Raw genomic sequence first — 18,691 nt, 5'->3', positions numbered from 1 at the left:
AAGTGCCTGACTCGGAAGTTCCTCAACCGTAGCAATACCTTGCAGTTCTGCGGGTGAGCATGCGGATGGAGGCGATGGTGGCCCACGCCGTTGACGATGCGATGGTGGCTTCCCAGTCTTTGGCGAGGCGGCGGCATCGGCCAAGCCAAGCGAAGGTGCGTTCGACGACCCATCGCCGAGGGAGAACCTGGAAGCCCTTTGCCTTGTCAGAGCGCTTGATGATCTCGATCGTCCAGGTTCCCGATCCAAGGAGGCCTGCACGGAGCTTGTCGCCGGCATAGCCTCCATCCGCAAAGACATGGCGTAGCCACGGGAAACGTTTGCGCACGGTCTTGAGGACATCGACGGCACCATCGCGGTCCTGAATATCGGCGGTGTGGACGAGGATGAATATGAGAAAGCCGCAAGTGTCCGTCAGGATGTGGCGCTTGCGGCCCTTGATCTTCTTGCCCGCGTCATACCCGCAAGGGCCGCCGCTTTCGGTGGTTTTCACTGATTGGCTGTCGATCACACCGGCACTCGGCGAGGCGTCGCGCCCTTCGATCTCGCGCAGGTTCATTACCAGCACCGTGTTCATGGCTTGGAGCAGACCGGTGTTGCGCCACGCGTAGAAGTAGCGCTGCACCGTCGAGACCGGTGGAAAGCATTTGGGCAGAAGCCTCCAAGCGCAGCCGCTTGCCGCAATGTAAAGCAAGGCATTCATCACTTCGCGCATGTCCGTCGTGCGACGTCGACCTCCGCGCTTGGCTGGCGGGATAAACGGCGCCGCCAATTCCCACTGCCGCTCCGTCATATCGCTGGAGTAGCGCAATCCTTTCCGGCTATGCTCCTGCCGGGCAACACCAGTCCATGCCATTGATCACTCCATCTCTCGCAGGAAGGCGTGAATCATAAATGGCTGGTATTACTCAACAACTTTCGGGGCGGGCTCTGAGTTAGTCGGATCCAAATAGGTCGCGCGTGAAGACCTTGTCTTTCACATCGTCGATGTCTGTGGTCATACGGTTGGCGACTATGACGTCGCACTCTCGCTTGAAGGCCGCAAGATCGCGCAGAATTTTGGAGCCATAAAACTCATCGGCCTGCATAGAGGGTTCATAGATCACCACTTCGATCCCTTTCGCCTTAATGCGTTTCATGATCCCTTGGATCGACGACTGTCTGAAATTATCAGACCCCGCCTTCATGACGAGCCGGAAAACGCCAACCTTTCTAGGTTTCTTCGCGATTATCTGGTCGGCGAGAAAGTCCTTGCGAGTACGGTTGGCGTCCACGATCGCTCGGATCAGGTTTTGCGGAACGTCCGAATAGTTCGCAAGCAACTGCTTGGTGTCCTTCGGCAAGCAATACCCGCCATAACCAAAGCTCGGATTGTTGTAATGCGCCCCAATCCTAGGGTCGAGGCCGATTCCGCTGATAATCTGGCGCGTATCCATACTCCCCGCGATGGCGTAGCTATCCAGTTCGTTGAAAAATGCGACGCGCATTGCGAGATAGGTGTTGGCAAACAGCTTTATCGCTTCCGCTTCGCGGGCGTCGGTAAACAGTACTTCAATATCGGCCTTGACGGCGCCGTTGCGCAGTAGGTCTGCGAAGATGCGGGCGCGCTCGGATCGTTCGCCGACGATTATGCGCGACGGATACAAATTATCATAGAGCGCGCGGCCCTCCCGCAAGAATTCGGGGCTGAAAATAACCTGTTCGGTTCCAAGGCGTTGGCGGGTCTCATCGACAAATCCAACAGGGACAGTGGATTTAACGACAATGGTTGCCTCCGGATTGATCGCAATGGCGGCCTGGATCACGGCCTCCACTGAAGAGGTGTCGAACTTATTCGTTTCGGGGTCGTAATTGGTGGGGGTGGCGACAATTACATACACCGCGTCTTTTAAAGCGTTTTCGGCGTCCAGCGTCGCCACAAGATCAAGCTTTCGCGTGGCGAGAAAATCTTCCAGTTCGGCGTCAACAATCGGGGATTTGCGAGCGTTGAGCAAATTGACGCGTTCCGCTACAAGATCCATCGCTACGACTTGATTATGCTGGGCAAGTAGAGCCGCATTCGAAAGGCCGACGTAGCCCAGACCAAAAACTGCAATCTTCATTTGCGGGGTGCCTCGTGAGCATAATTTTACGCAAGTTTCTAGACAGACGTATTTCTGGACAATAGGCGCTCATATACACGCCACATCCTGCATCTGTCCAATCACTCGCTCCGGTCTATTCCGCGTTGCAGCACTGCCCGTCAACGCCTTTGTCTCCGAGCACAAACGCGGTTCCTTCCGCTTCGGAAGGGGGCGGATGGTAGAAGGCTCGGCATCAGTATGCGCGCACCCGGCGAAGCTCGGCGTTTTTCCTATTGAACTGATGCGGTCGTCTAATCGCAACTCCGTTGGTAAGCAGATTTTGAGCTGACATGACGTGCTCCCCTGATTGTTACCAGTCAGAGGTAGAGTCCGGCTCCTTCATGATGGTTGGGTGAGGTGATGGCAACCTGTCCGGGGGCATGCCCCCGGACAGGTTGGCCGGCTTTCTCGGCGGGGGTTCTCCCGCCCAGTTTCGAGTGTGGCCTGACGTAGTTGTAATCGTGCCGCCAGGCATCGAGCACGAAGCGAGCATGCGGCAGCGACGTGTGAACAGGGTCTCGTTGAGGCATTCGTCGCGCAGACGCCCGTTGAAGCTCTCGACGAAGCCGTTTTGCATCGGCTTGCCGGGTGCGATATAATGCCACTCGACCCGCCGTTCCTGCGACCAGCGCAGGATGGCCGACGAGGTCAGCTCGGTGCCGCTGTCGCTGACCACCGTATGCGGCTTGCCGCGTATCCCGATCAGCCGCGTCAGCTCCCGCGCGACCCGCACACCCGACAGCGACGTGTCGGCCACCAGCGCCAGGCATTCCCGCGTGTAGTCGTCGACCACGCACAGGATGCGGAACCGCCGGCTGCACGTCAGGGTGTCGGAGACGAAGTCGAGCGACCAACGCTGGTTCGGCCTGTCCGGCAGCACCATCGGGGCCCGCGTGCCCAGGGCGCGCTTGCGGCCGCCACGGCGACGGACCCGCAGGTTCTCCTCGCGATAGACCCGCAGCAGCTTCTTGTGGTTGGGCGTCATGCCCTCGCGAGCCAGAAGATACCCGAGACGCCGATAGCCGAAGCGGCGACGCTCGGCCGCCAACTCGCGCAGCCGCTGTCGCAGCGGACCATCGTCCGGACGCGACGATCGATACCGGATGACCCGCCGGCTCACGCCAACCAGGTTGCACGCCCGAGCACACACTGAACAGGTACTGAGCCTAGCTCGTCGCAAGCACGCCAGAAAACCTGGGAAAAGCCCTTCCCTAGATACGCTTGACGCAGCTGAGATGGACTGAAATTATCGAGTTGCGACGACTGCGAACGCGTTGAAGATTGGCGCGGTCTTCAAGATGTCTTGCCAGAGACCTTTGGAGCGGGAGTATCCAACCATTACCACGTCGCCATCCAGGATCATCGGATCTGGGGTTAGCCCGACACGAATCTCTTTTAGATTGAAGCGCGCGACCATCCGCTGATCATTGATAGTTCGGAACACCACGATTTCATTCAACTTCGCAGTCGCCGTGGGGCTTTCGGCCCGTGCAAGCGCAGCAAGTAATGTGGTGCGCCCATCGATTTCATAAACGCCCGGTTTCTCAACCTCGCCTTCCACCGAAACATAGCTAGGCGCTGGTTCCTTTACGGAAACCGCTACCTGCGGATTTTTTATGTATCGCGTGCCAAGCCGAGCTGCGATGTCAGATGACAATTCGTCTACGCTCCGACCTTCGGCCTTCACCGATCCAATCAGCGGTATCTGGATCATTCCGACATCATCTACGCGCAGTTCGTCCTGGGAGATGTCAGGCTCGTTGAAGACACGCAAAGTAAGCTTGTCCTTGGGACGTACCGGATAGGCGTTGGGAACGGGAACTGTCGGAGGAATTACCTGATAGGCTGCGGAACCTCGTGGCAAGCTGGGGTTGTTTGAAGTGCTGGCGCAGCCTCCGAGAGCGGAGCCTGCAACTATGCTGCCGAGCGTGAGCGCGATCTTGAACGTTTGCACTACTGAAGGTCTCCATGCAGTCATGGCTGATTGAGGTTCACGCGTAGTCAGGACGAGGGGCTTGCGCAAGCCTGAGGTGGTGCCGGTTTTTCGGACAGGGTCGTTTAATCGCAAAGAGGTCAAGGGGTCGAAGGACTGCTTCGCGACAAGACCCGTCCGTCGCGGATCCCGCCCTTGGCTCCCGAGGTGACCGACCGGGTCGTTGCTCGGACGCTCGAAGATCCGCCCGGCAAGACCACCCATTGGACGGCGCTGATGATGGCGAGCGAGGTTGGGATCAGCGTCAGTTCGGTGCAGCGGATCTGGCGATCTCATGGCCTGCAACCCCACCGCGTTCGCCAATTCAAGCTATCGAATGATCCGAAGTTTGTCGAAAAGCTTCGCGATGTCGTCGGGCTATATGTCTCGCCGCCCGCGCACGCGATCGTGCTGTCATTCGACGAAAAAAGCCAAATCCAAGCGCTCGATCGCTCGCAGCCTGGCCTCCCGCCCAAGAAGGGACGGGCCGGAACCATGACCCACGATTACAAGCGCAATGGCACAACCACGCTCTTTGCTGCGCTCAACGTGCTCGATGGCACCGTAATCGGCCGCAACATGCAGCGGCACCGTCATCAGGAATTCATCCGTTTTCTGAACCTGATCGAAGCACAGGTGCCCGCAGGAAAGGCGATCCACGTCATCCTCGATAACTACGCTGCCCACAAGCATCCCAAAGTGCGCGAGTGGCTCGGCCGGCACCCGCGCTTTACCTTCCACTTTACGCCAACCTCATGCTCATGGCTGAATGCCGTTGAGGGCTTCTTCGCCAAGCTGACCAACCGCCGTCTCAAACGCGGCGTCTTCCACTCGCTCATCGACCTCCAGGCGGCCATCAACCGCTTCCTTGTCGAGCACAATGAAAGCCCAAAGCCATTCGTCTGGACCGCAGACCCAGATAAGATCATCGCCGCCGTCAGGCGCGGGCATCAAGTGTTAGATTCCTGCCACTAGAATACGCACATCAATGCCTTGCGCACCGCCTCACCGGCGATTGCGCAGGCTGCTGATCTCCGACGCGAGTTCCATGACTTACTGGTCGAGCGCAAAGCCGACACACTCGATGGATGGTTGGCATCCGCTCTTGAAAGCCCCATCGCGTCCTTTGCTCGCGGCCTCATGCGCGATTTAGACGCTGTCCGTGCCGCGATCGACCTTCCACGGAGTACGGGGCCAGTCGAAGGGAAAATCAACAAGATCAAGCTCATCAAGCGGTCGATGTATGGCCGCGCGGGCTTGGATCTCCTGCGACTCGCGTGATGGCCTGAACAGCGCCAAAAGTGCGAGAGAGCCCACATCTCGGGAACGTTCGGTGCCCGTTGACACCCGTCAACCTTATCAGAAGCTATTGCTACGGAAAACCACGGAGGAGAAACACCGCATTTGGTTTTGCGTTTCATTGTGCGCTGCGGTAGGGCAGCACGGAGATCACGTCGACAGTCAATTTTAGGAGGCAGTATGAAGCTTGCGCTTGCTTTTGGGGCAATGACGGCCGCCTTCCCTATTGTTTCCCCGCTAGCTGCATAAGCTGGCTCCACTAAATTGCATGCTGCTGGAGCTGTTGCCAAAGTATCGTCCGGAGCGGGGCGCCAGTCGATGGCCGTTCGTAGCAGGGCAAAGCTTCCGGTGACAAATCGAACCGTCTTGATCTTTTCTGGGCAATTGGGCTCCTGTTTCTTGGTTAGGTCAAGGGTGGAGCGCTTTCTGTCTCCCATCGTCTTGAATGTTTAGGAGCGGTCTGCTGGTGCAAAGGGGCCTAAAGGATCGTGGTAGCGCCGGTTGGATGTCATCGGAACATCGTACCCTAGTAGCTGCTGTGTTGCTGATCGTTGCTGTCTGTTTTGGCGGCGGCGGGTCCGCTGCCGGAGTAGCGAACCTTGTGGTTCAGCTTGCGGCCCTCGCGGTGCTGGCATTTCATAGGCGTGCTCTTTTGGAATTTTTTAGCCAAGCGCCGCGCGCATTTGCGATAGTGCTCGTGGTCACCATTCTCCTGCCGCTAGTGCAGTGCATTCCGCTCCCGCCATTGGTTTGGCAACAACTGCCCGGCAGGAATCTGGCAGTTCAGTCGCTTGCTCTCGTCGGCCATACGAATGATTGGATGCCGTTTTCCTTGAACGTGCGCCGAACCTTCATCGCTTTTCTGTCGTTAATGCCGCCATTAGCAATTCTTATCTTGACTTGGCGAGCAAACGACTCCGTTTTCCGAACACTACTGATTGTTTTGGTGGGCTCCTGCATCATGGAGATCATTCTTGGGACACAGCAGTTGGCATTCGGAAACCGCCAATTCATGTTGTACGCGGAGGCGGTCGGCTCGCAAGATCTTCATGGCACTTTCGCCAATCGCAACACCGCCGGATTATTTATGAACGTTGCCCTTTGTGCGGTAATCGGCCTGCTTTGGCGGCCACTTCATAACCCCTTGCACCTCATGATTGGTGTCGCCCTTGGTATTTTATTTGGACTGGGACTGTTTCTGACGCAATCGCGCTCAAGCATGACGCTCGTTGTCGTTCCAGCCGCGATGCTTTTTGTGTATCTTTGGGCGTTGCGCCATGCATTATTCGCGCACCGCTCCCGTGTAATCGCCTTGGCCGCTGGGCTCGGGCTCGTCACGGCTACAACCTGCTTGTTGGCGGACAATGTCAAGATTCAGCGCAGCCTATCACGGTTCGATACGATGGAGGATGCCAGGCCAGCGATTTGGCAGGACACTCAGTTATCAATCGCGCGATTTTGGCCGGTAGGTAGCGGCATAGGCACATTTGATGAAGTGTTCCAACTCGACGAATCGCTCGAGAATCTGAGCCCTGGAAGAGCGGCCCGCGCGCATAACGAGTATCTCGAAATTACGCTCGAATCAGGTGTAATGGGGCCATTTTTGGTCGGCAGCTGGATCATCGTCATGGTTATTGCGGCATGGCGTGCCGTCCGTAAGTCGACTGACCGCGGTCCTAGGGTTGCTGCCTCGGCCGTTTTCATGCTTTTGGCGTTTCAGTCGATTTTGGATTATCCCTTGCGCAGCCAGACTCTGCTATGCGTGGCAGGACTGATGCTTGGGATTTTGCTTTCGCGGACCACTGCTGATACGAAGGTGGAGGCAAGGAAGCGGTAGCTTGCAGTTTGCGGAAAATCTGCAACTTGAAGGCTGTGAGTGAACTCGATGTGGCGCATTCCTTTGCGCCGCAATTAAATGGCGGGGAAAGACTTGCAAAACGTTGGTTTCGACAGGGATGTCGTCGAAGGCAGTCCCGAAGATTACGGGGATGGTCCCGATTTTGCGGCCGTCTTCAAGACTGTCCTTCAGGCGATCCGTCGTAACATTGTGCTGATCGGTGCTATTTTGCTTGGCACGATGATCGCCGGTGTAGGCCTTACTCTTCTCATTACGCCAAAGTATAAGGCGAATGCGCGGGTTTTGATCGAGGACCAAGCCGATCAAATCATCGAAGGTAGCGAACTGCAAAAAGTAGGGGCGAGTTGGGACACCGATCGTTTCCTGAAAACGCAACTCGGTATCATCCAAAGTCGATCGCTTGCCCGCCTCGTAGTCCAAAGCGGAGGCCTCGATCGGGATCCTCAGTTTTTTGAGGCGTTTGGCGCGGCAGTGCCGGCGGAGGCCGATACCAGCGGCAAGCATTTTGCGGCATCGCGTCAGGAGTCAGCGGTCAACATTCTCCTTGACGGTCTCCAAGTTGATCTCCCTCCCGACAGCCGTATCGCGACAATAATTATCACCAGCCGTGACGCGCATCTGGCTGAAAAAGTTGCAAACCTTTATGCCGACCGCTTCGTTGAGTATAATCTGAACCAGAAGTATCAAAGTTCGGCCTATGCTCGAAGGTTTCTTGGCGACCAGCTTTCCGAGGCGCGCGCCAAACTGACTCAGTCCGAGCGCGACCTTAACCAGTACGCTCGAGCGGCAGGCCTGATCCGTGTCACTAGCCAAGGCGAAGGGGGGACGCAGGAAGCAGCCCTGTCCGTTACAAACAGTACGTTGATGCAATTGAACGATTCGGCTTCAAAGGCGGTGGCTGAGCGCATTGCGGCAGAAGATCGCTGGAACATTTTGGCAAAGCAGCCTGCCTTGAGCGTACCTGAAGTCAATACGAACTCGGCCGTCCAGCAACTCATTAGCGAGAAGACAAAGATTGAGGGCGACCTGGCGGAGGAGCAATCTCGCCACCTTGAGGGGTATTCCACCGTCAAGTCGAAGCGTGCCCAGATCGCGGAACTCGATCGCCGTATCAACATGCTTGCAGAAACAATCAAGAAGACTTCATACTTGGATTATCAGTCTGCGCTGGAACGTGAGAAGTCGCTCACCGGTCAAGTCGAAACCTTGCGTAACGAGGCGCTTGGCGAGCAAGATCGCGGTGTTCAGTATTCAGTATTGAAGCGAGTAGCCGACACAAACCGTGCGCTCTACGAAACGCTACTTTCGCGCTACAATCAGATCAGCGCTACGGCTGGAGCATCCAACAACAATATCACCATCGTTGATCGAGCAGAAACTCCGCGAAACCCTGCGTCGCCAAGGCTAGTGATCAATCTCGCGATTGCATTCATTCTAGGCATCATTTTCGCGGTCGCGGCAGTGTTTTTGCGTGAGATATTCGACGATGCCATTCGCACGCCGGAGGACGTCGAACGCAAACTCGACATGCGTCTCCTCGGTCTCATCCCGAAAATGAAGGACGGCGAGGACGTCGACGAGACGATTGCAAATCGGCGATCCGGTGCCAGCGAGGCATACCGTTCGCTGGTTACGAACTTGCGTTATTCGACTGCGACAGGGCTCCCCCAGGTGCTGTGTATCACCAGTGCGCGCGAAGGCGAGGGTAAGTCTACTACGGCGCGGACCGTTGCTCGCGACATCGCGAGCCTTGGTAAAAAGGTGCTGCTTGTAGATATGGACCTCAGGCGTCCGACTCTGCACCGCATAATGGGTACAGACGGCAAATCTGGTCTGACTGACCTCCTTACAGGTAACAAGAGTTTCGATCAGGTCGTGGTACGATCTGAAATTGATAATCTCGATTACATCTCTGGTTTGCCCACTCCCCCCGACCCGGCTCTCATTTTGTCCGGTGAGGGCGTTCCTACTTTCTTCAAGCAAGCCCGTGAACGATACGAAGCCGTTATCGTTGACTCGGCACCTTTGCTGGGCCTGTCTGACGCAGTGATCCTTGCAAGTCATGCTGACGGTATACTCTTCGTCATTGATGGCTCGGGCTTCCACCGCGGCGCCGTCAAGGCGGCGCTGCGCCGTCTTGCTCTCATCAACGCCAATATTCTGGGCGTTGTGTTGAACCGCTTCGAGCCTAGGGTTGGAGACGACGAGTACGCGTATTACGCTTACAATTATTACAGTTACGGTTCGAGTGAGAAGTGAAAGGGCGGGCGGTGACGCGCAAGTCCGTTAGCATCGCTTTTGACTTGGCTTGGTATTCGGTCATAGCTGTCATCGCTTTCTTTGCTGTCTGTGTCGAACTCGATCGTCAAGGTCGGTTCGACCTTCGGACAGCGAAGATGGTTCCCGATCTGATTAAGGGCGATGCACTAGAAAATCTCGCTAAGGTTGCATTCGAGCGCAATGAAAGCGTGCAAGGCCAAGATCTTGCTCGTAAATTAGTTGAACGGCGCCCCATTCCCGCTGAATCACTATCATTATATGCAGGCGGACTGTTGATGAATGGCGAGGAGGAAGCTGGTTTAGCGGCTCTCCAGATTGCAGCAGGTCGTGGGTGGCGCGATCGCTTTGTCCAGCGTGTCGTGGTCTTATCGGCACTGAACCACGATACTCCAGAAATTGCGGCAAATCGGGTAGTGGCTTTGTGGCGAATAGGCGAACGGGCCGACTGGCTCAAGGGTCTGACCCGGGCGACTCTTGAGGAGCCTGGCGGTCTTTCAGCGTTCGAAAGCACGTTGATTGAGGACGATAGATATCTGGATACCGATTTCTTAGGTTGGGCCGCTACGAGCTTGCCGGAACGGACAGTTAATCGACTGGCGAGACGAATTGCGGCAAACCGCAGTAAATTCGACTGTTCAAAGTTTTCAGTGCAGGCGTATGGTCTCGTGAGGAGCGGCAGAGGCAGTTCTGCATCGAATGTATGGGACGCATTGTGTTCATCCCGGCGTCGCTCGTCTCTGAACAATATCGCCTTTGCGCCTATGTCTGTCCTTCCCGGCCCCTTCGACTGGCGCTATCCCGAAAACGCTGGCGTGGATGTCGATATCCGACAGGAACGTGAAGATGCTGTCCTGCATTACTCGAGCTCCGATCCTTTGTCTCAGGTGATCGCACGACGGTATCTGACCCTTGCCCCAGATAGCTACATAGCCAGAGTAGGTAGGGTCGCGAAACATTCCGATGCGAAGTGGCGCATCGTTTGCATCACTGCTGGTGGTCCGAAGCCCGAAGTAAAGTTAGACGCCGTAATTGACGGACAACGGTCTTTCGCCATTCCAACGACATGCCCCGTACAAGAGTTAAGCATTGTCGTGCAGGCAGGTGCAGGAGATATTGGCATGATACATTTGTCGCGCTTCGAAGAATGAGAGCGAGTTACGCGCATAACCAACCCCTTATCGGCTAAACGTTGATCCTCGTTCTAGTTGATTAACCGGAATGAAGAGTCCCCTCGCCGAAAACCCGGGCCTCTTGTACTGGCGAGTTGCAGGCCGGGGGTCAGTGGGGAAACGCCTGGCCGAAGGGCGATTTGAAAGACAAACGGGATTACCGTCTAACTCAGCGCCAAACCGAACAAGAAGTCGGGACTCTCTCACCTTGCCATTATTGCTTTGTCCGACGTGGACGCACAACAATGCGAAACTTTTCGGGTAGGACGGGTTGGTGGACGATACTCGTTTCTGATCCCTTCTGCACGGGCACACGTCGTTCGACATTGTTTCCTTGAGCAAGCAGTTTCAGGTCTCCGTCTGTTGCAGATATGACAGGTCCAATTGAACTCTCGCTTCTGAAAATAAGATTGTCGTACCAGACATTTCCTTCTGCTTTGCCATAATGGCCCGCATTGAGAGTTGCTAGCGCGGGATATTGGCTACGCCAAAGAGCCGATTGGGTGGGCATATTTTGCAGTTTACGCGTGAATTCGGCAAGACGGCCGATTTGCTTTGCGGCACCGCGGCTATCGAAAGACAAGGCGCCTCTGCGGCCAAAGGCGATGAGGTTGCCCACCACCCTATTGTCGCGACCGCCGCCGATGACCACACCGTAATCGCCACCAACGATCACATTGCCGCTGATGGTCGCGCTGCTGAACTGGTCGTCGAGATAAACGGCAGACAAGAAATGGGTCGCCCGGTCATCAGATCCAAGGTCGTGAATAAAGTTATCAGAGATGATGTTGCCGCGCTGGGTCCAATCCGCCCCCATGTAGATGGCGCCCGCGTCATCGGTGTCCTGCAGGACATGTTTGATCTCATTATCAGTGACGATATGGTTGTTACCGTCTAAGACAACTCCGGCATGTTTCCCATCGGCTATGACCGTTCCGGACAGGCGATTACCAACACCCAAGATATAGACGGCGGGCCGGTAGCTTGGCTCGAGACGGCCGAAGTCCGAGACATAGCCGTCAGCAAAGGCGTGGCCGCCCGGCGTCAGGGATTGCCGCACGCCGCCGCTGAGGACGACGCCACGTTCACCGATATGGCTGACGGAAGTTCGGGTGATTAGGACGTTTGTTCCTCCGTTTACGACGAGACCATCGCCTGCCGCATTGCTCAAGTGGCAATTATCGATCCGAATATCCTGAGCGCCGGAGATGGCCAGCAATTTGCCACCGCTCTGGGTTAGAGCAATATTGCTAATCGTGACATTGGCTGCATGATCCAACCGCACCAGTTCCTGCGCAAGGGTCGCTTCGAAGATTCTTGCACCGGCCATTGGAAGGAGGAGCGCTATTCGACGCGACGGTACGATCGCGATATGGCCTGGCGAAAGAATGGAAACGCCATTTTCGACCCAAAAACGCACGTGTGGTCGGATGGGCTGCTGGGACTGGAGCGCAGCGAGATGAAGGCCGTCCACAGCCATCGACTGTATCGGCAATCGCTCATATTCCCAGTCCGCGCCCCAATAGCCGGATGCCATCAGAGCTTCCTCGTTGTGGAGAAATTTCGGTGCTGTGGGAGGGAGGGGGATGATAGCGGAGTTGTTAGTTGAACCAACCGCGGTTGCGCCTATAGCTGAGCCGGCTAAGGGCCAGCGACTTAGCGGCAGCCAAGTGCCAGCTTGAAAGATTTGAACGCTTTTCACTGGCGTCGCAATATGCGGATTGCGCCGTTCGATCGAGAGGTCGCCTAGCGACATCGGCAGATCGAGAGCAAGCGTCCCTGAGGCTAAGGGAATGCCGGGCGCGTCAGCGATGCGGGCAGGGCGGGCGGTAAGTACAATGGCGCCTGTCAGTACGGTGCTGCCATCCGCGGCGCCCCGAATGAGAAGCGGATTTAGGGCGGTCCCACCATGAGTCGCATCTATGACGACCGGTGCGGTTAACCTCACAACACCCGGTGGAAGGACAAGTTCGAGCGCTTCGCTAGCGTTCATCCCGGATCTGAGGTCTGGCACCGCAGCGACAGCTGAAGCGAGCGTAGGGTAATCGGCGTTGCCAACTTGAACGACCCGCGCTTCTGCGGCATTTCCGGTCAAGGAGATGGCCAGCAGGTTTGTTCCCAAGCAGAAGATAGGTTTGAATGAGGATCGTCTGGCACGAATGGCCTTCATTGACACGTTCCCTTCCGGCGCTTAGCTCCATCGTTGGAAGCTATGGGCGAAATTTTCGGATAGCAATGCCATTAACTGGTGTGGGGGTTCCCATCGCAACTTTCCAAATTATTAGACAAGAACCCTCGTGCAGGGCGCCTTCTCGCGGCAGAGTTTTGCCGTGGAGATTAGACGTTTTGTTGCTGATGCTGATAATATTCATCCAAGTTGGCTATACTTATTGGCTGTCTGTAGCTGTTTTGAGCGCGTCGATCCTATTAATACGCTTGCGCCATCAATTGATTGCTGGCTTTAAAAGCCAGCCATGGGTGCCTTTTATATTCTTGCTAATGTTCTTGCCGCTGATTTTCGAGCGGAGCGTTGATTTCGACCATGATTTCTTGAGATCTGGGCGAGAAGCGCTGTTTGGAATCCTTATGCTGCTAATTGTCATTGGATCGCGGGTTCGTCCGCTTGCTGTAAATATGTCCAAGATTGCAGTATCTTTGGGGGTTGTTGCCGCTTTTCTGCTGACCTTGGTCATTATTCAGATCGGTGCGCTCAAGTCAGGCGTATATTTTGGCCTCCCCGAGGAAGCGTATGCCTTTGGCGACGACACTATTCCAGGCGCTCTCGATCTTATCTATTCGGACATCCGGCCGGCTGCGACATTTTCTGAACCAAGTTATTTAGCATTTATTTGCACATCGATACTTTTAATTCTCTTGTCTTTCTTTGACAGTACGAGGCGCATGCTGAGTTCAATTGTCATCGTCATAAGTGTCGGCATACTGTCGCGTGCGGCGAGCTTTGTCGTGTTCGGGGGGGGGCTCAGCGGGATATTTGTGACCCGCATCGTTAAAGGGCGAAACAAGCTTTTAATCCTCGGCTTCTTGGCATTGGGCGCTGTTGCGACCATCCTCATTCAAGCAACCCTTCTAGATGGTCGGCTAAATGTGGTCGATCGCGTGTTGCGCGGTGGCTCATCGACCGGCGATGCCTCCGTGTTCGATCGATTCTTTGGTCCGATGTATCTGATGCCCGAGTATTTGCCTACGTATCCCTTGGGTTTGCCGTCGTCTCTCGTTCAGCGGGCGATCTCGGCCGGCGCTGCGCAAATCGGAACAAATGGACCCGCTCTACTAATGAACGGTTTCTTCAATCTTCTGTTTCAATATGGTTTTTCTGGCTTCATTATCGCCTTGGCATTCTTGGTTCGGCGAGATATTATTGTTTCCATATATTTAATGTCTTGCATGATGTTCAATGGCGCATTTTTTGCAGTCGATAAGTTTGTCGTGATCAGCATGACTATTACAATTTACCATGCGATAATAAGCAGGAAGGGTGGGGTTTTTCGCTCGGCAACACGACGAACGGAGGTCGAGATGGCGTTTCCGAAGGCAAGGCTATTAAACGGTGAAATGGCAGGTGCACGGCTTCGTTCAGAGAAAGGGTCCTAGTTTTGCTAAGTGCGAATAAGGGGCGCAGCATCGCCGTGCTGGCGACATGCTTCAACCGGCGTGAGACCACGCTGGCGGCTCTTGCTGCTTTGCGTGAAGCTGCTGCGGGCCTCGATTATCACGTCTATCTGGTGGACGATGGCTCAACTGACGGGACCGGAGATGCAGTGCGCCAAAATTTCCCGGAGGTGACGGTCATTAATGGCAACGGATCGCTGTTTTGGAACGGAGGGATGCGAACGGCGTGGCAGACTGCGCTCGGTCAAGGCGCTGACTATTATCTCTTGTTCAACGACGATCTCGAACTGTCGGCGGACAGCCTTGCGCAATTGTTCAATTTTCAAAAGGAGATGGAGGCGGCACATGGTCCGAAGGTGATCAGTGTGGGCAAAGTGGTCGACCCCGATACCAGCAAAGTGACCTATGGCGGCTTTACGGTCGTACCAGGTCTGTCGCGATTGCGCTTTGTGCGTTCGCCGGATAACGGAAAGCCCTGCGACACGATGAACGGCAATTGTGTGCTGATCCCCGCGCAGGCTGTAGCGGAGGTGGGCATTTTGTCTGAAAAATATCGTCACCATACCGGTGACATTGATTATGGTTTGCGGGCGCGCAACGCCGGGTATCAGTTGTTTCAGTCGCGCGAGCCAGTGGGGCGGACACATTTCAACCACATCGCTCATGCCAAGGTCAGTACGTTGACTTGGGCTAATCGCAAGTTCATTTTTACTCACCCCAAAGGGATACCCGTTGGCGAATGGCTGCATTTTTGTCGCTCGCATGGTGGGTGGATGTGGCCAGTTAACTTCGCCGTACGCTATGCTAAAATCCTGCGATTGAGAGGCTAATGCGATGACAGCCTCCGCACCGCTTGATGCGAAAACTACTGAAACATGGCAAGGTGGTTCCACCTTCTCAATTTACAACAGGCTGTACCGACTGGCGTTCGGTATCGTTTGGGGACTGTTAGCCGCTTGGACCCCTCCGCCGCTGATGGGGTGGCGCCGCTGGTTGCTTCGCCGCTTCGGTGCAAAGTTAGCATCAACGGCCAAGGTCTATGGCAGTGCTCGTATATGGTGGCCAGGCAATCTGGTGATGGAAGAGCATTCAGCCATCGGTCCGCGCACCATCATCTATGCCATGGCGCCTATCAAAATCGGGGCGTATGCCGTTGTCTCGCAGGGGGCGCATCTGTGCGCCGGCACCCACGACATCGAAGATCCGCACTTTCAGTTGTGCGTCCGCCCGATCGAAGTGCAGCAGCGCGCATGGGTCGCTGCGGAGGCGTTCGTCGGTCCGGGGGTAACGGTTGGCGAGGGTGCCGTGCTGGGGGCGCGGGCCTGTGCAATGCGTAATCTGCAACCGTGGACGGTCTATTCTGGCAATCCGGCAGTTCCCGTCAAACCGCGTGCCTTGCGTTTCGATGACGCACCTGCCGCAAATCCTGTTTTCTCACAGCTTTCAAGGTGATGTTATGGTCAGTTTGAGTGCGCCGGCGGGACAGATGGCGATAGAATCCATTCCTTCAGATAAACTAGACCTGACAGTCCTTATCCTGACATTTAACGAATCTCGTCACATCGAGCGCAGTATTGCGAGCATCGCGGCCTTTGCGCGCGAAATTCTCGTAGTCGATAGCTTTTCGACCGATGATACTGTCGCCCTTGCCAAAAAAGCGGGGGCACGCGTTCTCGAGAACAAGTTCGTGAATTATTCCAAGCAGTTTCAGTGGGGCCTAGACAACGGCGGCATTACAACCGGTTGGGTTATGCGTCTCGATGCGGATGAAGTGATCGAAGCGGACTTGGGTGCGAAGCTCATGCGGGACCTGCCGATGCTGCCGGCGGATGTCGTGGGTATCAACTTTGATCGCAAGCATGTCTTCATGGGGCGCTGGATCAAGCACGGCGGTCGTTTCCCCTTGCGGCTGTTGCGCGTGTGGCGGGTCAACCATGGTAGGATCGAGGACCGCTGGATGGACGAGCATATCGTTGTCTGGGGTGGCCGTACCGTCACCTTTGACGGTGGTTTTTCGGACATCAATATCAACGATCTAACATTCTTTACGGAAAAGCATAATAAATACGCGACGAGAGAAGCGATCGACCAACTCAGCCAGAAATACGGCTTGTTCGTGCGCGATGAGGGTTTCTCGTCAGAGGCAGTTTCGCACCAGGCATTGATCAAACGATGGATGAAGGAAAATTTCTACAATAAATTACCATTTTGGGTTGGTCCTGCTGGATATTTTTTGTACAGATATTTTATACAGCTGGGATTTCTTGATGGTGCTCCTGGCTTAATTTATCATTTTTTGCAAGGATTCTGGTATCGTTTTCTGGTAGGTGCGAAGTTCGTAGAACTGCAAGCCGGTATTGCTGATTGCCGTAATAATAGTGAAAGAATTGCGCGCCTTACCCAATTGACCGGTCTGTCGATGGAGAAGTCGAATTGACCCGCATTTTACGCATAATAGCTTCAGCGGAGTTGCATGGCGGCGGCCCAATCGAAGGGGCGCGGCGTTTTGCAGAAGTCTGGGCTTCGGACGGTCATCGCCAGGATCTGCTGACCCTCGATCCTCCGGAGAGCAACCCCCTGCCGGACTATCCGGGCGAAGTGTTTCGTATTGGTCCGCCTCACGGTAGATCGCTGCTTCAACGCTACCGCTATGCGCCTGGGATGATTTCTTGGCTCAAGGAAAATGCGTCACGGTACGACGCGGTTATTGTCTCGGGTCTCTGGCGATATTTCGCACGCGGAGCAATGAAAGGACTTGCGCGCGGGCCAGTTCCCTATTTCGTGTTCACACATGGTATGTTGGACCCTTGGTTCAAGCGGACCGCACCTCTCAAGAATTGGGGCAAACAGATATCTTGGCTATGGGCAGAAGGGCCGCTGTTACGCCATGCGACTAACGTCTTGTTCACGACGGAAGAGGAGAAATTGCTGGCTGAAGGAGCCTTTTGGCCCTATTATGTAAAAGGACAAGTCGTAGGCTACGGCACTAGCGATGTGACGGGCGATCCAGCCACTCAGATTTCAGCGTTTCGCAGTCTGTTACCCGCTTTGGGCAGTCGCCGCTTCCTCCTTTTCCTTAGTCGGATTCATCCCAAGAAAGGCTGTGACCTTTTGATTGAGGCTTTTGCTACAATCGCTGCGGCTAATCCGTCGCTCGATTTGGTAATTGCTGGGCCTGATCAGGCGGGCTTAGTTAATGATCTTCGCTCGCGCACTATTGAACTGGGGGTAGAAGAGCGTATTCATTTCTCCGGCATGCTGAAGGGGGATGTGAAGACCGGCGCATTCCGCGCCGCCGAAGCGTTTGTTTTGCCATCTCATCAGGAGAATTTTGGCATCGTCGTGGCAGAGGCAATGGCATGCGGCACGCCCGTTCTTATCAGCAACAAAGTCAATATTTGGCGTGAGGTCGTAGCCGATCATGCAGGGCTTGTGGAAGACGACACGGTCGAGGGTACGAAGGCACTGCTAAATCATTTTATTGCCCTGACGTCGGACGAACAAAAGGCTATGGGTGATGCGGCGCGGGCTAGTTTTCTTACGCGCTTTCATGTAGTTCAAGCTGCTCGGAATCTGCTGAGTCACATCCAGCAGAAAATTGATGCATCGACAAGCTGACGCTGTTTTGCTCTTGCCTAACCCGGCTTATTCATGGGTCCGCCGCACTGGGTTGTACCAGGTTTGATTTGTCGGTGTGCGTGTAACGTGGGCGAGTTCCTTCGACGGCGTTTTTCACCGCGTCAGGATCGATGGGCCTTTCGGGGTTTAAGCTCAAAGGCGCGCGTTTTTTTTGCGGCACTGCCGCGCTGGCTATGGTGGCGCTGGCCTCAGGACAGGCTGAAGCGAAGGCGACGCGGATGCGCGAAGCGGTCTCGATGACGCAGGCGCGAGCTTGAGCAGCTACAGACGCAAGGTCGCGAACTGGGCGGTAGCCAGCACGGCGGCCTTGAGAATGTCCTGCTGGACGCGCCACAACAGCCAATAGGCAGCGTTGTGGAGGATGAGGCAGATCTCTGGTTGGCATTGGCTGGGCGGCACGATGTGTCCAATTGTGTGCTAACAAAATCGGGTGACCCACCCCCCGGAAAATCAGGCTGACGCACTCGATGGGATGACCCGCCGGGTGGCGGAACTGGAGGCCGAACTCGAGGCGGCCTCCAGGTTGTTGAAGACCTACAAGACCATGTTGTTCGGCTCGCGATCCGAAAAGGTGCGCATCGTTCGTAACCGCTGCACCGACCCCACGTATTCTGGTTGGTTTTTGAGGGGTAGATCTGCGCGAGACGTTGAGGATCTCGAGCAGTGGTTGACGAAATTGATGCGGTGCCAAACGTTGGTTTGACGTGTGCGTCGCACAGTG

Annotated in this window: 13 protein-coding genes and 3 pseudogenes; 10 read left to right on the top strand and 6 right to left on the bottom strand. The window is 55.4% G+C overall.

Annotated elements, in window-relative coordinates; translation table 11 throughout:
- Positions 1-22 precede the first annotated feature (22 nt).
- The 4 genes and pseudogenes from HWN72_RS14865 to HWN72_RS14850 form a co-directional block, all read right to left on the bottom strand.
- Entirely contained in the window at positions 23-856 is an 834-nt protein-coding gene (locus HWN72_RS14865; RefSeq protein WP_211150561.1) for an IS5 family transposase, read from the bottom strand.
- Between the two features lie 79 nt (positions 857-935).
- Positions 936-2,102: a nucleotide sugar dehydrogenase gene (locus tag HWN72_RS14860; protein ID WP_211150560.1), complete on the bottom strand. Its 1,167-nt coding sequence runs from the start codon at positions 2,100-2,102 to the stop codon at positions 936-938.
- A gap of 338 nt (positions 2,103-2,440) precedes the next feature.
- A pseudogene (locus tag HWN72_RS14855) lies at positions 2,441-3,264 on the bottom strand (IS3 family transposase); the annotation flags it as partial.
- 105 nt (positions 3,265-3,369) lie between these two features.
- Positions 3,370-4,077: a polysaccharide biosynthesis/export family protein gene (locus tag HWN72_RS14850; protein ID WP_211150559.1), complete on the bottom strand. Its 708-nt coding sequence runs from the start codon at positions 4,075-4,077 to the stop codon at positions 3,370-3,372.
- Positions 4,078-4,197: 120 nt separating this feature from the next.
- Here HWN72_RS14850 and HWN72_RS14845 point away from each other — a divergent pair.
- The 5 genes and pseudogenes from HWN72_RS14845 to HWN72_RS14825 form a co-directional block, all read left to right on the top strand.
- A pseudogene (locus HWN72_RS14845) lies at positions 4,198-5,070 on the top strand (IS630 family transposase); the annotation flags it as partial.
- An 18-nt stretch (positions 5,071-5,088) separates the two neighbouring features.
- Positions 5,089-5,376 carry a transposase gene (locus HWN72_RS14840; RefSeq protein WP_211150558.1) on the top strand — a complete coding sequence of 96 codons (288 nt, stop codon included), beginning with the start codon at positions 5,089-5,091 and terminating at the stop codon, positions 5,374-5,376.
- Positions 5,377-5,935: 559 nt separating this feature from the next.
- Positions 5,936-7,231, top strand: coding sequence for an O-antigen ligase (locus tag HWN72_RS14835; RefSeq protein WP_211150557.1), 1,296 nt, complete (start codon positions 5,936-5,938; stop codon positions 7,229-7,231).
- Between the two features lie 78 nt (positions 7,232-7,309).
- Positions 7,310-9,511: a polysaccharide biosynthesis tyrosine autokinase gene (locus HWN72_RS14830; RefSeq protein WP_211150556.1), complete on the top strand. Its 2,202-nt coding sequence runs from the start codon at positions 7,310-7,312 to the stop codon at positions 9,509-9,511.
- Positions 9,512-9,522: 11 nt separating this feature from the next.
- Complete coding sequence (locus HWN72_RS14825; RefSeq protein WP_211150555.1) at positions 9,523-10,680, top strand: hypothetical protein; 1,158 nt, start codon at positions 9,523-9,525, stop codon at positions 10,678-10,680.
- Between the two features lie 235 nt (positions 10,681-10,915).
- Here HWN72_RS14825 and HWN72_RS14820 read toward each other — a convergent pair whose 3' ends face one another.
- On the bottom strand, positions 10,916-12,871 hold the full coding sequence (locus tag HWN72_RS14820; RefSeq protein WP_211150554.1) for a right-handed parallel beta-helix repeat-containing protein: 1,956 nt from the start codon (positions 12,869-12,871) through the stop codon (positions 10,916-10,918).
- A gap of 176 nt (positions 12,872-13,047) precedes the next feature.
- Between HWN72_RS14820 and HWN72_RS14815 the strand changes: the two genes are divergently transcribed.
- From HWN72_RS14815 to HWN72_RS14795, 5 genes are read left to right on the top strand one after another with little or no spacing between them, the layout of a single operon-like run.
- On the top strand, positions 13,048-14,313 hold the full coding sequence (locus HWN72_RS14815) for a hypothetical protein (protein WP_211150553.1): 1,266 nt from the start codon (positions 13,048-13,050) through the stop codon (positions 14,311-14,313).
- Positions 14,314-14,348: 35 nt separating this feature from the next.
- The gene (locus HWN72_RS14810) at positions 14,349-15,161 is read left to right on the top strand and encodes a glycosyltransferase family 2 protein (protein ID WP_211150552.1); all 813 of its coding nucleotides are present in this window, start codon (positions 14,349-14,351) and stop codon (positions 15,159-15,161) included.
- A gap of 4 nt (positions 15,162-15,165) precedes the next feature.
- Positions 15,166-15,783 carry a putative colanic acid biosynthesis acetyltransferase gene (locus HWN72_RS14805; protein ID WP_211150551.1) on the top strand — a complete coding sequence of 206 codons (618 nt, stop codon included), beginning with the start codon at positions 15,166-15,168 and terminating at the stop codon, positions 15,781-15,783.
- On the top strand, positions 15,737-16,768 hold the full coding sequence (locus tag HWN72_RS14800; RefSeq protein WP_248006025.1) for a glycosyltransferase family 2 protein: 1,032 nt from the start codon (positions 15,737-15,739) through the stop codon (positions 16,766-16,768). Before HWN72_RS14805 ends, HWN72_RS14800 begins: the two co-directional genes overlap by 47 nt.
- Positions 16,765-17,949 carry a glycosyltransferase gene (locus HWN72_RS14795; protein ID WP_211150550.1) on the top strand — a complete coding sequence of 395 codons (1,185 nt, stop codon included), beginning with the start codon at positions 16,765-16,767 and terminating at the stop codon, positions 17,947-17,949. The genes HWN72_RS14800 and HWN72_RS14795 overlap by 4 nt, the downstream gene beginning before the upstream one ends.
- 205 nt (positions 17,950-18,154) lie before the next feature.
- On the opposite strand, the pseudogene HWN72_RS14790 reads toward HWN72_RS14795, so the two are convergent.
- A pseudogene (locus tag HWN72_RS14790) lies at positions 18,155-18,374 on the bottom strand (transposase); the annotation flags it as partial.
- Between the last annotated feature and the right edge of the window lie 317 nt (positions 18,375-18,691).

Origin of the sequence: Novosphingobium sp. HR1a (genome assembly GCF_015594425.1) — a bacterium.
Lineage (GTDB): Bacteria > Pseudomonadota > Alphaproteobacteria > Sphingomonadales > Sphingomonadaceae > Novosphingobium > Novosphingobium resinovorum_A.
Note: the sequence above shows the minus strand (reverse complement) of the source record. Positions and strands in the feature narration are given on the sequence as shown.

What these genes read in the sequence shown, in the direction of transcription:
- HWN72_RS14865 (WP_211150561.1), bottom strand. Translation starts at nt 856, where the DNA reads ATGGCATGGACTGGTGTTGCCCGGCAGGAGCATAGCCGGAAAGGATTG.
- HWN72_RS14860 (WP_211150560.1), bottom strand. Translation starts at nt 2,102, where the DNA reads ATGAAGATTGCAGTTTTTGGTCTGGGCTACGTCGGCCTTTCGAATGCG.
- HWN72_RS14830 (WP_211150556.1), top strand. Translation starts at nt 7,310, where the DNA reads ATGGCGGGGAAAGACTTGCAAAACGTTGGTTTCGACAGGGATGTCGTC.
- HWN72_RS14820 (WP_211150554.1), bottom strand. Translation starts at nt 12,871, where the DNA reads ATGAAGGCCATTCGTGCCAGACGATCCTCATTCAAACCTATCTTCTGC.
- HWN72_RS14805 (WP_211150551.1), top strand. Translation starts at nt 15,166, where the DNA reads ATGACAGCCTCCGCACCGCTTGATGCGAAAACTACTGAAACATGGCAA.
- HWN72_RS14800 (WP_248006025.1), top strand. Translation starts at nt 15,737, where the DNA reads ATGACGCACCTGCCGCAAATCCTGTTTTCTCACAGCTTTCAAGGTGAT.